General features: G+C 73.9%; 13 protein-coding genes. 9 read left to right on the forward strand and 4 right to left on the reverse strand.

The window, feature by feature from the left end; genetic code table 11:
* Positions 1 to 2: 2 nt before the first annotated feature.
* The 3 genes from ABZO31_RS02985 to ABZO31_RS02995 all read left to right on the forward strand — a co-directional run bounded on the left by ABZO31_RS02985 (position 3) and on the right by ABZO31_RS02995 (position 2,458).
* A complete protein-coding gene (locus tag ABZO31_RS02985; RefSeq protein ID WP_406859308.1) occupies positions 3 to 938 on the forward strand; it encodes a M56 family metallopeptidase in 936 nt (311 codons plus the stop codon).
* A gap of 80 nt (positions 939 to 1,018) precedes the next feature.
* Positions 1,019 to 1,657: a phosphatase PAP2 family protein gene (locus tag ABZO31_RS02990; RefSeq protein ID WP_406859309.1), complete on the forward strand. Its 639-nt coding sequence runs from the start codon at positions 1,019 to 1,021 to the stop codon at positions 1,655 to 1,657.
* 135 nt (positions 1,658 to 1,792) lie between these two features.
* Entirely contained in the window at positions 1,793 to 2,458 is a 666-nt protein-coding gene (locus ABZO31_RS02995; protein WP_406859310.1) for a TetR/AcrR family transcriptional regulator, read from the forward strand.
* On the opposite strand, the gene ABZO31_RS03000 is transcribed toward ABZO31_RS02995, so the two are convergent.
* Positions 2,434 to 3,945, reverse strand: coding sequence for an LVIVD repeat-containing protein (locus tag ABZO31_RS03000; RefSeq protein WP_406859312.1), 1,512 nt, complete (start codon positions 3,943 to 3,945; stop codon positions 2,434 to 2,436). The two genes, ABZO31_RS02995 and ABZO31_RS03000, sit on opposite strands and share 25 nt — an antisense overlap.
* 212 nt (positions 3,946 to 4,157) lie before the next feature.
* Here ABZO31_RS03000 and ABZO31_RS03005 point away from each other — a divergent pair, with 212 nt between their 5' ends.
* The 3 genes from ABZO31_RS03005 to ABZO31_RS03015 all read left to right on the forward strand — a co-directional run bounded on the left by ABZO31_RS03005 (position 4,158) and on the right by ABZO31_RS03015 (position 7,506).
* On the forward strand, positions 4,158 to 4,808 hold the full coding sequence (locus ABZO31_RS03005) for a DUF305 domain-containing protein (protein WP_406859313.1): 651 nt from the start codon (positions 4,158 to 4,160) through the stop codon (positions 4,806 to 4,808).
* Positions 4,809 to 4,875: 67 nt separating this feature from the next.
* Positions 4,876 to 6,225 carry an FAD-dependent oxidoreductase gene (locus ABZO31_RS03010; RefSeq protein WP_406859314.1) on the forward strand — a complete coding sequence of 450 codons (1,350 nt, stop codon included), beginning with the start codon at positions 4,876 to 4,878 and terminating at the stop codon, positions 6,223 to 6,225.
* 135 nt (positions 6,226 to 6,360) lie between these two features.
* Positions 6,361 to 7,506, forward strand: coding sequence for a WD40/YVTN/BNR-like repeat-containing protein (locus tag ABZO31_RS03015; RefSeq protein WP_406859316.1), 1,146 nt, complete (start codon positions 6,361 to 6,363; stop codon positions 7,504 to 7,506).
* A 28-nt stretch (positions 7,507 to 7,534) separates the two neighbouring features.
* Here the strand turns inward: ABZO31_RS03015 and ABZO31_RS03020 are convergent, their stop codons facing one another.
* Positions 7,535 to 8,212: a uracil-DNA glycosylase gene (locus ABZO31_RS03020; protein ID WP_406859317.1), complete on the reverse strand. Its 678-nt coding sequence runs from the start codon at positions 8,210 to 8,212 to the stop codon at positions 7,535 to 7,537.
* 63 nt (positions 8,213 to 8,275) lie between these two features.
* On the opposite strand from ABZO31_RS03020, the gene ABZO31_RS03025 reads away from it, so the two are divergent.
* Together ABZO31_RS03025 and ABZO31_RS03030 are read left to right on the forward strand one after the other, a co-directional pair.
* Positions 8,276 to 9,271: an N-acetylglucosamine kinase gene (locus tag ABZO31_RS03025; protein ID WP_406859318.1), complete on the forward strand. Its 996-nt coding sequence runs from the start codon at positions 8,276 to 8,278 to the stop codon at positions 9,269 to 9,271.
* Between the two features lie 95 nt (positions 9,272 to 9,366).
* Positions 9,367 to 10,284 carry a sirohydrochlorin chelatase gene (locus ABZO31_RS03030; RefSeq protein ID WP_406859319.1) on the forward strand — a complete coding sequence of 306 codons (918 nt, stop codon included), beginning with the start codon at positions 9,367 to 9,369 and terminating at the stop codon, positions 10,282 to 10,284.
* Between the two features lie 82 nt (positions 10,285 to 10,366).
* On the opposite strand, the gene ABZO31_RS03035 is transcribed toward ABZO31_RS03030, so the two are convergent.
* Both ABZO31_RS03035 and ABZO31_RS03040 read right to left on the reverse strand, forming a co-directional pair.
* Positions 10,367 to 11,404 carry a lactonase family protein gene (locus ABZO31_RS03035; RefSeq protein WP_406865240.1) on the reverse strand — a complete coding sequence of 346 codons (1,038 nt, stop codon included), beginning with the start codon at positions 11,402 to 11,404 and terminating at the stop codon, positions 10,367 to 10,369.
* Positions 11,405 to 11,599: 195 nt separating this feature from the next.
* The gene (locus tag ABZO31_RS03040) at positions 11,600 to 13,102 is read right to left on the reverse strand and encodes an FUSC family protein (protein WP_406865241.1); all 1,503 of its coding nucleotides are present in this window, start codon (positions 13,100 to 13,102) and stop codon (positions 11,600 to 11,602) included.
* A gap of 383 nt (positions 13,103 to 13,485) precedes the next feature.
* Between ABZO31_RS03040 and ABZO31_RS03045 the strand changes: the two genes are divergently transcribed.
* Entirely contained in the window at positions 13,486 to 13,821 is a 336-nt protein-coding gene (locus ABZO31_RS03045; protein ID WP_406859320.1) for a hypothetical protein, read from the forward strand.
* The last annotated feature ends 5 nt before the right edge of the window (positions 13,822 to 13,826 follow it).

A 13,826-nucleotide genomic window follows, 5' to 3' on the forward strand; every position in this document is an offset into this window, starting at 1 on the left:
GCATGGTGGTCTCTCTCACGTTGCTCGCCCTCGGCGTAGTGACCGCGGCCGTCGCTCCCCGGCTGCTGGCGCGAGCGGTGTGGGCGGAGCGCGAGCCGGTGGTGGCGCTGTGGGTGTGGCAGTGCGTGGTGGCCGCCGTGCTGTTCAGCTTCGGCCTGTCGATGCTTCTGAGCGCCGCCGTGGCCTGGCAGGCCGTACGGGGCCGACTGTTCGCCTCCGCGCCGAACGGCGTGATCGAGGCGTACGAACTCGGCTCCCACCAGCCCTGGTCCGCGCCGCTCGCCGTGCTCCTGGCCTGCGGCGGACTGTGGACCGCCGCGATGCTCGCCCGGGAGATCCGCCGCGCCCGCGCCCGCCGCAGGCAGCGACGACGCGAACTGCTGGTGCGCTCCCCCCTGTTGCCGGGTGAGGAGCGCGGCGCGGGACCGCTGGTCGTCCTGGAGGGCGAGCGGCCGGACGCCTATTTCCTGCCGGGGTCCACACCGCAGCTGGTCATCACCACCGCCGCGCTGCAGCGACTGAAGGGGCGTCAGCTCGACGCGGTCCTGGCGCACGAGGAGGGGCACGCCCGGGCCCGGCACGACTGGCTGCTGCACTGCGCGGCGGCGCTCGCCGGGGGCTTCCCGGGGATCCCGGTGTTCGCCGCCTTCCGCGCCGAGATGCACCGCCTGGTCGAGCTGGCCGCCGACGACGTGGCCTCGCGCCGGCACGGCCGGCTGACCACCGCGCTCGCGCTGGTCGAACTCAACGAGGACCGGGGCGTGTTCGGTCCCTCCTCGTCGCCGGAGGCGCACCTGCCCCAGCGGGTGAACCGGCTGCTGACCGCCCTGCCGCGACTCCGGCCGCTCCAGCGGCTGCACCTGACGGCCACGGCGGCACTGCTCCCCGTGGTCCCGCTGGTCGTCGCGCTGGTACCGGGACTCGCGGCCCTGAACTGATCGGCCCTGTCTCAGGACACGTCCCGCCGTTCCGGCGGAAGCGGAGGACGCGCTTCGGGTCCGTCCGCGAAGATCGACGCATGCGCTCCTCCGCCGTCGTCTCGGGCCTGCTCTCCCTCCTCCTGCTGGTGCTCGTGGTCGCCCAGTGCTCCCCGCTGCTCACGGTGGACCGCGACGTGGCCGAGTCGCTGCACCGCAGCGCGGTCACCGAACCGGGCTTCACCCAGCTGAACCGGATCCTCAGCGACTGGGTCTGGGACCCCTGGACCATGCGCGCCCTGATCGCGGTGACCGTGGTGTTCCTGTGGCTGCGCCGGGAACGCCGGCTCGCGCTGTGGGTCGCCGGGGCGAGCCTGCTGACCGCGGCCCTGCAGCACGCGCTGAAGGTGCTGGTCGGACGGGACCGCCCGCACTGGCCGGACCCGGTCGACTCCGCCCGGTACGACGCGTTCCCCTCCGGGCACGCGCTGACGGCGACGGTGACCTGCGGACTGCTGCTGTGGGTGCTGGCGCTGCACTGGCAGGAGCGGTGGCGCGGCTGGAGCCTCGTGACGGTGACGGCGCTGGTGTCGGTGATCGGCGTCGGCTGGACCCGGGTGTACCTGGGCGTGCACTGGCTGTCGGACGTGGTCGCCGGCTGGCTGATCGGGGTCTGCCTGGTCGGCGTGACCGTACTCACCTGTCGGGCCCACTCACCCCGGGAGACCGGAGGAGAATAGGACAGAACCGCCTGTTCTGGACGATCCCCCGCGTCGCCCAGAACAGACGGCAGCGCCCGGCCGGCCAGGCGTGAGGCTCGGCGGCAGGACGCTCTGAGTATATTGGCTGGAAGCCAGTCAACGCAGGAGTCCAGCATGTCCCCGCGGAGCCCAGCGGTCAATGAAGAGCTTCGTCGGCGTTCTCGCGAGCGCATTCTGCAGGCCGCCGTCGAGCTCGTCGGCGAGCGCGGGTACGAGGAGACCACCCTGGGCGACATCGCCGACCGGGCCGGTACGGCCCGCGGACTGGTGTCGTACTACTTCCCCGGCAAGCGCCAGCTGCTGCAGTCGGCCGTGCACCGGCTCATGCACCTGACGCTGGAAGAGGCCCTGGAGCGGGAGCCGCGCACCGAGGACGGCCGGGAGCGGCTGGCCCGGGCGATCGACGCGATCCTGGGCCTGGCCCGGGACCGGCCACGGCTGATGCGGACGCACATGGCCGGCATCCTGCAGGCCGAGGGCTTCGTACAGTGCCCGGAGCAGCAGCGGCTCGCCTTCCTGCTGCGGGACACCATGGCCCGGTACGGCACGCCGGACGTGGACACCGAGTACCCGCTGCTGCGGGCGCTGTTGATGGGCGCGGTGGTGGCGGTGCTGCTGCCCGGTGCGCCGATGCCGCTGCCGCGGCTGCGCGCGGAGCTGTTCCAGCGGTACGGGCTCGACTGGGACATGGGCGTGCCGCCGGACGGGGATCCGCCCGACGGCCTGCCGTCACGTGTGGTGCGTCAGTCGGTGCGTCAGTCCTCGAAGTCCTCGAAGTAGTCCGGCTGGGTCTGGACGTTGAGCTCGTCCATCCGGATCCGCTTCGCGGCGTCGGTACGCCGGTCGCTGAGCTTCAGCACGTCGAAGCCCTTGGCGATGTCGTTCGAGTAGATGTAGCCGTTGTAGTAGTACGCCGACCACGAGCCGCCGGTCCGGAGCACGTCGGTGCTGATCGGGCCGCGCTCGAAGTACGCGATCTCCTTCGGCTTGGCGGAGTCGGTGAAGTCCCACACGGAGACGCCGCCCTGGTACCAGGCCTGGACCATGAGGTCCTTGCCCTTGACCGGGATGAGCGAGCCGTTGTGGGCCACGCAGTTCTCGGTGTCCGCCTGGTGGCGCGGGATCTTGAAGTAGCTGCGGAACACCAGCTTGCGGTTGTCGCCCTTGCCGACGATGTCGTAGATGCCGTCGGCGCCGCGGTTCGGGCCGACGACCGCGTTGCAGGTGGCGCCGCCGCCACCGCCGAGCTCGTCGGTGAAGACGACCTTGTTCGCCTTCTGGTTGAAGGTCGCCGAGTGCCAGAACGCGAAGTTCACGTTGTCCTGGACCTGGTCGATGACCTTCGGGTGCTCCGGGTCCTCGATGTCGAAGAGGATGCCGTCGCCCATGCAGGCGCCGGCGGCCAGGTCCTTCGACGGCAGGACCGTGATGTCGTGGCAGCCGGTGGTCTTGGACACGCCCGGGTTGGTGGGCCCGCCCGGGTTGCCGCCGCCGTCCGGGCCCTCACCCGGGAACAGCACCGGGAAGTTGACGATCCGGGCCTGCTCCGGAGCCTTGCGCGGGACCTTGATGACCGAGATGCCGTCGTGCGGCGGCTGGCAGTCGGGGAAGGCCGCGTTCGGCGAGTACGAGGACACGTACACGTACACGTCCTTGCGCTCCGGCACGAGCGTGTGGGTGTGCGAACCGCAGGCCGTCTCGACCGCGGCCACGTACTTCGGGTTGGCGATGTCGCTGATGTCGAAGATCTTCATGCCCTCCCACGAGGACTTCTCCGTGGCCGGCTGCGTGGTGCTGGCACAGGAGTCGTCGCTGCGGGAGGAGTCCGTGGACAGGAAGAGCAGGTCGCCGGAGACGGAGATGTCGTTCTGGGAGCCCGGGCAGAGCACCTGGGCGACCGTCTTGGGGGCCTTGGGGTCGCTGACGTCGAAGATCCGGAAACCGTCGTAGTTGCCGGCGAAGGCGTACTTGCCCTGGAACGCCAGGTCCGAGTTGGTCCCCGGCAGGGCGTCCTTCGGGATGTTGGTGAGATGGGTGATGTTGTCGCTGTGGACGACCTCGTCCACGCCGGGTATCTCGCCGCTGCGGACGGCGGTCCGTGCTTCTGCTGCCTGCTCGGCGGTGACGGCGCCCTGGGTGGCGGCGTCGCCTGGGTCGGGCGTGGCGGCCGCGGGTCCGGCCGTCAGCAGGGTGGCCAGCAGTCCGACGGCGGCCGCCGCCACTGCCAGAGGTCTGCGTCGTACGTGCGTGGTACGCACCGAAGTCACGCGTCCTCCCTTGTGTCCGTTCAGAGTTGAACGGTTCCTGTGACCCCGGCAGTATCTTCCTTTCCGTGTACATCTCAATAGATGGCAACACAGCCGTCATGAAGGTTTTTACTCGACGCTCCTGACGCAGACATGAGTACGGCCCCTCACGTACCCGTCCGTCCCGTCCGTCCCGTTCCCGCCGTCCGCCCCGCTCGTCCCTGGAGGTCGTCTTGTCGAAGCGCCCGGTCCGCACCGCCGCCCTCGCGTCCGCGGGTCTGCTCGCCGTGTTCCTCCTCGCCGGCTGCGACGCGGGGCCTTCGGACGCCGGGCCGCAGGCCGGCAAGGGCTCGGGGGCCGGTGTGATCGCGCCCGGGAAGCCGGGCGAGGCGGCCCGGACCCTCTCCCCGCAGGAGGCGGCCCGCGCCCTCCCGGACGAGCGGCCGAACGCGGCGGACCGCGACTACGCGCAGATGATGATCGTGCACCACCGGCAGGCGCTGACGATGACCGCGCTGGTCCCGGAACGGGCCGCGTCGGGCCAGGTCGAGAAGCTGGCGGCGCGCATCACGGCGGCCCAGCAGCCCGAGATCGCCGCGATGGAGGGCTGGCTGAAAACGAACGGTGGGCAGACACAGCAGGGCCACCACAGCCACGGAGCGATGCCCGGTATGGCCACCGACGCCCAGCTGGCGCAGCTGAAGGCGGCCCGGGGCGAGGCGTTCGACGATCTCTTCCTCAAGCTGATGATCACCCACCACGACGGGGCGGTGACGATGGCCGCCGAGGTCCTGTCCGAGGGCAACAACGTGCAGATCGAGGAGATGGCGAACGACGTCATCGCCCAGCAGACGGCCGAGATCAACCGGATGCGCTCGATGTAGCCGCACGGCCGCCCGTCCGGAGCCCGCCGGTGCGATCCTGGAGACACCGGCGGGAAGGAGACGTTCCGTGCTTCGCGTCGCAGTCGTCGGCTCGGGTCCGAGCGGGGTGTACACCGCTCAGGACCTGGTGCGGCAGGACCTCGTCCCCGGGGTGCGGGTGGACGTGCTGGACCGGCTGCCCTGCCCGTACGGCCTGGTGCGGTACGGCGTCGCCCCCGACCACGAGAAGATCAAGTCGCTGCAGGGCACCCTGCGCGCCGTCCTGGAGGACGAGCGGATCCGCTTCCTCGGCAACGTCGAGGTCGGCGCGCGGGGACTGACACCGGCCAGGCTCCTGGAGCTGTACCACGCCGTCGTGTACTGCGTGGGCGCGGCCCGCGACCGGCGGCTCGGGATTCCCGGCGAGGACCTGGCCGGGAGCCGGTCGGCGACCGAGTTCGTCTCCTGGTACAGCGCCCACCCGGACGCGGCGGGCGACGGCTTCGGGCTCGGCGCGCGCTCGGCGGTGGTGATCGGCGCGGGCAACGTGGCGGTCGACGTGACCCGGATCCTGGCCCGCGGCGGGGCGGAGCTGCGGCCCACGGACGTCCCGCAGGGCGCGCTCGCGGCGCTGGAGCACAGCGGGGTGCGCGAGGTGCGCATGGTGGCCCGGCGCGGCCCCGGGCAGGCCCGGTTCACCACCAAGGAACTGCGCGAACTGGGCACGCTGCCGGGCGCGTCGGTCTCCGTGGACCCGGCGGACCTGGCGCTCGACCCGGCGTTCGCGGACCCCTCGGGGCTGCCGGCGGTGAACCGGCGCAATCTGGAGGTCGTGCGGGGCTGGGCGGCGCAGCCGCGGGACGACGGGCCCGGGCGGCACATCACGCTGCGGTTCTTCCTGCGGCCGGTGGAACTGCTGGGCGAGGACGGGCGGGTGGCCGGGGTACGGTTCGAGCGCACGGAGCCGGACGGCGCCGGGGGCGTGCGGGGCACCGGTGTGTACGAGGACGTCGAGGCCCAGTTGGTGCTGCGGGCGATCGGGTACCGGGGCGTCCCGCTGCCCGGGCTGCCGTTCGACGAGGCGCACGGGACCGTGCCGCACGACGCGGGCCGGGTGCTGCGCGACGGGGTCGCGTCGCCCGGGGAGTACGTGGCCGGGTGGATCAAGCGCGGCCCGACCGGCGTGATCGGCACCAACCGCCCCTGCGCGAAGGAGACCGCAGCCTCACTCCTCGCGGACGCACCGGCGCTGGCGACCCGCGAGGTCCCGGCGGACCCGGTGGCCGCTCTGCGCGAGCTGGGCCACGAGCCGGTGACCTGGCCGGGCTGGCTCGCGATCGAACGGGCGGAGGCGGAACTGGGCCGCTCCCTGGGCCGGCACTCGGTGAAGATCCCGGACTGGGAAGGGCTGCGCACGGCGGCCCGGCCGGCGGCGTAGGCGGGGGATACGGCGAGGCCGGCGCGGTCTCTCCGGCCACCGGACTCCTGCCGGAAACGACCGCGCCGGAATCGTGCGAGCGCGCCTGAACACGCCCGTGACCTGCGGGGACGCCCGGTCGGGGGGCCGTTGTCAGTGGTGGGGTGCAGACTTGCCCGTATCCACGACAACGGCGTCGTTCCGGAGGTGTCGGCCATGTCCGACGTACTGCTCACCGTAGGCACTCGCAAGGGTCTGTTCATCGGCCGCCGGCGCGGCGGACGCTGGGACTTCGACGGTCCCCACTTCAACGCGCAGGCCGTGTACTCGGTCGCGATCGACACCCGCGGCGGCACGCCCCGGCTGCTCGTCGGCGGCGACAGTTCGCACTGGGGCCCGTCGGTCTTCCGCTCCGAGGATCTCGGCGCGACATGGACCGAGCCGAAACAGCCGGCCGTCAAGTTCCCCCAGGACACCGGAGCTTCGCTGGAGCGCGTCTGGCAGTTGCAGCCGGCGGGCCGCGACGAGCCGGACGTGGTGTACGCGGGGACGGAGCCGGCCGCGCTGTTCAAGTCGGTGGACGGCGGCGCGTCGTTCGAGCTGATCCGGCCGCTCTGGGAGCATCCCACGCGTAGCAAGTGGGCCCCGGGTGGCGGCGGTGAGGCCGTGCACACGGTGGTCACCGACCCCCGGGACCCGGACTCGGTGACGGTCGCGGTGTCGGCGGCGGGCGTGTTCCGCTCCCGGGACGGCGGCGCGAGCTGGGACCCGTCGAACAAGGGGGTCTCGGCGGTCTTCCTGCCCGATCCCAACCCGGAGTTCGGCCAGTGCGTGCACAAGGTCGCCCGCGACGCGGTCGACGAGGACCGGCTCTATCTGCAGAACCACTGGGGCGTCTACCGCAGCGACGACGCGGGCGCGACCTGGTCGGACATCGGCGCCGGGCTGCCGTCCACCTTCGGCTTCGCCGTCGCCGCCCACCCGCACCGCGGGGACACCGCGTACGTCTTCCCCATCAACGCCGACGAGGACCGCGTCCCGGCGGGCCGGCGCTGCCGGGTCTACCGGACCACCGACGCCGGCGCGAGCTGGGAGGCCCTGTCCGCCGGGCTCCCGCAGGGCGACCACTACGGCACGGTCCTCCGCGACGCCCTGCGCACCGACGACGCGAACCCGGCCGGCGTCTACTTCGGCAACCGGAACGGCGAGGTGTACGCGAGCGCGGACGACGGCGACACCTGGCAGCTCCTGGCCGAGCACCTGCCCGACGTGCTCTGCGTGAGAGCGGCGGTGATCGGCTGAGGAGCGTGCGGGGTGCGCCCGCGGAGCGCTAGGGCAGGCGCCAGTCGACGGGTGCGGCGCCCTGCCCCGCCAGGAGTTCGTTGGCGCGGCTGAACGGGCGGGAGCCGAAGAAGCCGCGGTCCGCGGACATCGGCGAGGGGTGGGCGGACTCGATCGCCGGCAGGTCGCCGAGGAACGGCCGCAGATTGCGGGCGTCCCGGCCCCACAGGATCGATACCAGCGGCTTGCCCCGGGCGGCCAGGGCGCGGATCGCCTGCTCGGTGACCTCTTCCCAGCCCTTGCCGCGGTGGCTGTTGGCCTTGCGCGGTTCGGTGGTCAGCGACCTGTTGAGCAGCAGCACTCCCTGGCGGGCCCAGGGGGTGAGGTCGCCGTTCGACGGACGGGGCAGGCCCAGGTCGGTGTTGAGCTCCTGGTAGATGTTCTCCAGGCTGGGCGGCAGCCGGCGTACGTCGGGCGCCACCGCGAAGCTCAGCCCGATCGGCATCCCCGGCGTGTGGTACGGGTCCTGACCCACGATCAGTACCCGTACGTCGTCGAAGGGTTGCTGGAAGGCCCGCAGGATGTGCTGCCCCGCGGGCAGGTACTGCCGGCCGGCGGCGATCTCCGCCCGCAGGAAGTCGCCCATCGCCGCGATGCGCCCCTCGACGGGACGCAACGCCTCAGCCCAGCCGGGCTCCACCAGTTCGTTCAACGGTCGCGCTGCCACGGTGTGTCACCCTACCGGCCTACACCGACAGCGCCCGACCACTCCGGGGATAGGGTGCGCGGCGTGGACAGTGCCGTGAGCGAGTGGGTGGTGGGCGTCGATTCGGGCGGCTCCGGTCTCCGGATCGCCTGTGCGGACGCGGCCGGTGGCCGGCCGGCGGAGACCGAGTCGACGCGCGATCCGGTGCGCACCGGGCCGCGCGGGATCGACGCCGGCCATCTGCTGGGGCAGGTGCTGCCGGTCGTGAACGGCTTCCTGGGACGGCACGGCGGCCGGGTGGCCGCGGTGGCGGTCGGGGCGGCAGGGATGGCGACGCTCGGGGACGGGCTGCGGGCCGAGCTGCCCGGGGCGCTGGAGAAGGCCCTCGGGGTGCGACGGCTCGCCATGGCGGCCGACGCGGTCACCGCGTATGCGGGCGCGCTCGGGCAGCGACCCGGGGCGGTCGTGGCCGGCGGGACGGGACTGGTCGCGCTCGGCACCGATCTCCACGGCTGGCGGCGGGCGGACGGCTGGGGCCATCTGCTCGGGGACTGCGGCGGCGGCGCGTGGATCGGCCGGGCCGGTCTGGAGGCGGCGATGCGGGCGCACGACGGGCGGCGGGGCGGTTCGCCCGCGCTGCTGGTGTGCGCCGAGCGGCGGTTCGGGCCGGCGGCCGGGCTTCCCGGCGCGCTGTACCCGCGTACCGACCGGCCCGCCGTACTGGCCGCCTTCGCGCCCGACGTGGCGCGCTGCGCGGCGGACGGGGACCCGGTGGCGGCCGGCGTGCTGCGGCAGGCGGCCGCGCACATCGCGGAGGCCGCGGCCGCGGTGTGCCCCGCGCCGGCCGGCGAGGCGAATGCGGCTGTGGGCGAAGTCGCGCTGACCGGTGGGCTGTTCAAGCTCGGCGAGCCGCTGCTCGTACCGCTGGAGGAGGAACTGGCGGCACAACTCCCGCACGCCCGGCGGGTCGCCGCGGCCGGGGACCCGCTGTCGGGCGCGGTCGCGCTCGCCGCGGCGCTGGCGGCCGGCGGCCTCCGCCTGCCGGAGGATCCGCGACTGCTGTACGTACCCGAGCATTGACCCCGTAAGAGGCAGGTCGGACAAACGCGGGCATCCGACGCCCAGTCGCACCTCACCGAACAGCGGGGCGGTCAAAACCAGTAGCATGCGGCCGCATGAGCTCCCCCACTGGGCCCACTCCCGGCCTGCCCGTACGAATGCCGCGCCCCCGCCAGACCGGGCGGCACCGCCGACCCGAACCCGTGGCGGCGCCCGAGGGCGCTCCGACGCTGGTCCTGGCGGTACCCGGCACGCCCACTCCGGCCATACGCTCCCTGGCCGAGGAAGTCGTCAGCATCGCCCGCTCCGAGCTGCCCGGCCTCGAGGCCGCGATCGGCTACGTCGACGGCGACGACACCGAGTACCCGACCCTCGGGACCGTCCTGGCCCATGTCACCGCCGTGCGCGCCCAGCGCTACGAGCTCGCCGTGGCCGCGGGCCGCGAGGTCAGCGCCCCCGACGGTGCGCCCGCGGTCGTCGTCCCGCTGCTCGCCGGCCCGGAGAGCGCGCTGATGCGCCGGATCCGGGAGTCCGTCCTCAGCAGCGGCTCGGGCGCGGAGCTGACCGACGTCCTCGGCCCGCACCCGCTGCTCGCCGAGGCGCTGCACGTGCGGCTCTCCGAGGCCGGTCTGGCCCGTGCCGACCGCGCCCGGCTGTTCACGGTGGCCACGGCCGCCGACGGCATCATCCTGGCGACGGTCGGCGGCGAGGAGGCCGTCCAGGCCGCCGGCATCACCGGCATGCTGTTGGCCGCGCGCCTGGCGGTCCCGGTGATCGCCGCCGCGCTCGACCAGGAGGGTTCGATCGCCTCCGTCGCCGAGCAGCTGCGCGGCGCGGGCTCGGCGCAGCTGGCGCTCGCCCCGTACCTGGTCGGCCCGGAGCTGGCCGAGGGCCTGCTCGACGAGGCCGCGAAGGAGGCGGGCTGCGCCTCCTCGGAGCCGCTCGGCGCGTACCCGGCGATCGGCAAGCTGGTGCTCTCGCAGTACGCGGCGGCCCAGGGCATCACGCTGCAGCAGGGGTCCCCGGCGCTCTGACGCCCACCGCACGTCATCCGCACGACAGCCGCAGGGCCCGCGCCGGAGTTCCGGTACGGGCCCTGCGGCGTTGGCCGGACGGTCAGGCGAAGACCACGCAGGTCGCCGCCGGCACCGGGAGCGAGCCGGCCCGAGCCGGCAGGCCGGTCGCCGGGTCGAGGTCGAACCAGGTGACGTCGCCGGAGCGCTCGTTGGCGACGTACAGCCGCCGCCCGGCGGGGTCGAGCGCCAGGTCGCGGGGCCAGTGGCCGCCGCACGGCACGGTGGCGACGAGCTCCGCCGCGTCCCCCTCGCCGGACAGGGCCAGAACCGCGAGGACGTCGCCGCCGCGGACCGCCGCCCACGCGAACCGTCCGTCCGGGGCGACGACGATCCCGGACGGGTACCCGGGCGCCGTGAGCGCGGTCTCCCCCAGCGGCTCCAGGACGCCCTGGTCGGCGTCCCAGCGGCAGACGGTGACGACCGGGTCGAGCTCGTACACGACGTACACGTACGCGCCCGACGGATGGAACGCGAGATGCCGGGGCCCGCTGCCGGGCCGCAGCCCGCACTCGTGGTGGAGGCGCAGGGCCCCCGTCGCCGGGTCGAGCGCGCAGACACGGACGGAGTCCGTGCCGAGGTCCACGGAGAGGATCCAGCGCCCGCCCGGATCCGGAACCACCTGATGCGCATGCGGCCCGGCCTGCCGCTCGACGACGGGCCCGGCCCCCTCGTGCCGCAGGACGTCCGAGGCGAGGCACGGCGAACCGTCCGCGGCGAGCGGCAGCACGCTGACGCTCCCGGAGGTGTAGTTCGCCGTCACCACGTGCCCGCCGGCCACGCACAGATGAGTGGGCCCGGCCCCGCGTACGCGCGCGGGCGCGCCGAACAGACGCGGCACGCCCCCGGAGACGTCGAACGCGGCCACGGCCCCGTCATCGCCCTCGGAGACGGCGTACAGGAGGCCGCCGGGCCCGGCCGCGAGAAAGGACGGATCGGCGACGGCGTCCGTCGCACCGGATTGCCGGAGCGCCCCGCTGTCCGGGTCGACGTCGGCAGCGACGACACCTCGGCCCCCGGCCGAGGTGAACGACCCGACGAACGCCCGCGGGGCACGGCGGGCGGGCACGAAGCCGCCGATCGGGGCGGCGGCAGCCGGTGCGGCGCCGTCGGCGCGCGCCGCGTCGCCCGGCGGGCCGACGGCGGGGTGGTCAGCAGCCCCGCCCTCCCGCGCTCCGGCGGCATCCCCTGCAGTGTCCTGCTGCGTCACGGCCTCTCCCCTCCGCGTGATCCCTCTGCGTCGGCGACGGTAGCAGGCGGTCTAGACCAACGGGGGTCAGGCGGAGAGAAGCGGGTCCTGGGGCTTGGAGTTCAGGGGGGTCGCGAGTTCGGCGAGGGCCTTCTCGAGGCCGTGGAGGTGCGCCAGGGCGGGCTCGCCGCGGTCCTGGGCCGGGTGCACCTGCGGTGCGTCCGTGTCGACGCGGCAGCAGCCCAGCTCGTCGGCCGTCAGGGCCTCCACCGCCTCCTCCACCCGCCAGCAGGCGGCGGCCAGGCGGGCGTCGTGCGCGGCGGAGGGGTCGGCGGCCACGGCCACCAGACCGCGCACCTCGCGGGCGCAGTCGTCGAGCAGCGCGATGACGTGCCGGGCGCGGGCCTTGCGGGCGCGGAACGGGTTCAGCGGGTGCAGCAGCGGGGCGAGCGCCATCCGCACCCGGACCAGCAGCTGCTCCAGCTCGGCGGCGTGCGGGGCCGGGTCTCCCTCGCGGTCGCCGGCCAGCCGGGCGATGGCCTCGGCGGTGGCGGCGTGCATGCTGTGCAGCGCCCGCTGGATCCAGGCGTGATTCGTGGCGTGCGTGGTGATCGGCAGCACCAGCGCGACCGCCAGGGCGGCGCAGACCGCGCCGACGCCCGTCTCGGCGAGCCGGAGCACCAGCAGTCCGGCGTCGAGGACGCCGAGCAGGCCGTACAGCGAGCTGGCCATGACCGTGACGGCCAGCATCATCCACGAGTAGGAGACGGCCGCGGTGTAGAAGATGCCGAAGACGCAGACCGCGACCAGGACCGCCGTGGGCGCGGGCGCGCCGTGCAGCGGGATCGCGACGAGCACGCCGAACACGATGCCGACGACCGTGCCGAGCACCCGGCGGAAGCCGCGGACCAGGGTCTCGCCGCGCGAGGTGGTGTTGACGAAGATCCACCAGACGGTGCCCACGGCCCAGTACCAGCGCTCGTCGGAGAGGAACTGGCCGACGACCAGCGCGACCGCGGAGGCGGCCGACGCCTGTACGGCCTGCCGGGTGGTGGCCCGGGCGAGGCCGGCCCCGGGCAGCGCCGGCGGGGCGGCCGCGGGCGGGGTGCGGCGCTCGATCGGCCAGAGGACGAAGCGCGTCGCGCCGGAGGCGGCGAGGGCCAGCAGGACGGCCCCGTACAGCTCCGGGAGCTGGGCGGGCACGGCGTGCAGGAACTGCGTGCTGAAGAACATCATGAACGCGAAGATCCCCAGGGCGTGGCCCCGGGGCCCCCAGCGCCGGGCGTACACGCCGCAGAAGACCACGAGCACGAACGCCGCGTCGCGGAGCTGCGGGAACCCGTGCAGGGCGGTGGCCACGGCCAGGACCGGGAAGCCCGCGGCCGGCAGCAGCGCGGTGGTGACGGCCTGGGCGCGCACGCTCGCGTCGGTGACGGTGAACAGGGCGAGCAGCGCGGCGAGGCCGGCGACGATCGACGCGATCAGCGACAGTCCGGCCGCCTGGGCGGCCGCGACGGACAGGCCGGTGCCGAGCACGGCGCGCAGCGCGGTGCGCAGTCTCAGGAATCCCGGGTCCGGGGCCACGAACATCTTCTTCACGGCGGTGCGCCGCCCCCCTTGCGGTGGTGCGCGCCGTCCCGCTGCCGCCCGGGGTGGTGGGCCGCGCACGGACACGACGAAGGCACCGCGGTCCGGAGGCGGCGTCGTTGCCGTCCGGCGCTGCGGCGCCTGGAAATGGTGGATGCCCCAAGGATAACGGCGGGGACACAAGTGGCTCAACACGGGCATGGATCACTGGACCATTGGTCCGGTCGACACCTCCGTCCGGCGGCCAGGAGTGCGCCATTGGATTGCCGGCGGCGCCACGGCGACGCGTACGGGCCGGCGGTGGGGAGCGCGCTTATCCTCGACAGTGAGCGGCGCGCCGATGTGGACGGACGCCGAACCCCCGGGGTCTGAACGGCAGGTGGGCCATGATCATCAGCCATGTCTTCGACGGTGCCGGCGACGGCGTCCTGCGCGTCACGATCCTCCGGGACCTGGACATCACCAATCGCGCCGCCGCCGCGCTGCAGATCGAGGCGCTGGTCTCCGCGCACCGCCCGGGTTCCGTCGTCGTCGAGCTCCCCGCGGGCACACCCTCCCCCGCCACCCTCAGCGCCCTCGCCCGCGCCCAGCGGATGTGCCAGAGCCTGGCGATCCCGCTCACCGCCACCGGCCCGGACGCGTCGGAGCCGGAGCCGACGCTGGAGAGCATCGGGAGCCCGGGGACGCGACGGCTGATGTTCGGGGCGCGACGGGACAGGTGACGGCG

It is taken from the genome of Streptomyces solicamelliae, from assembly GCF_045348655.1.
Lineage (GTDB): Bacteria > Actinomycetota > Actinomycetes > Streptomycetales > Streptomycetaceae > Streptomyces > Streptomyces solicamelliae.

What these genes read in the sequence shown, in the direction of transcription:
- ABZO31_RS02985 (WP_406859308.1), top strand. Translation starts at nt 3, where the DNA reads ATGGTGGTCTCTCTCACGTTGCTCGCCCTCGGCGTAGTGACCGCGGCC.
- ABZO31_RS02995 (WP_406859310.1), top strand. Translation starts at nt 1,793, where the DNA reads ATGTCCCCGCGGAGCCCAGCGGTCAATGAAGAGCTTCGTCGGCGTTCT.
- ABZO31_RS02990 (WP_406859309.1), top strand. Translation starts at nt 1,019, where the DNA reads ATGCGCTCCTCCGCCGTCGTCTCGGGCCTGCTCTCCCTCCTCCTGCTG.
- ABZO31_RS03045 (WP_406859320.1), top strand. Translation starts at nt 13,486, where the DNA reads ATGATCATCAGCCATGTCTTCGACGGTGCCGGCGACGGCGTCCTGCGC.
- ABZO31_RS03040 (WP_406865241.1), bottom strand. Translation starts at nt 13,102, where the DNA reads ATGTTCGTGGCCCCGGACCCGGGATTCCTGAGACTGCGCACCGCGCTG.
- ABZO31_RS03030 (WP_406859319.1), top strand. Translation starts at nt 9,367, where the DNA reads ATGAGCTCCCCCACTGGGCCCACTCCCGGCCTGCCCGTACGAATGCCG.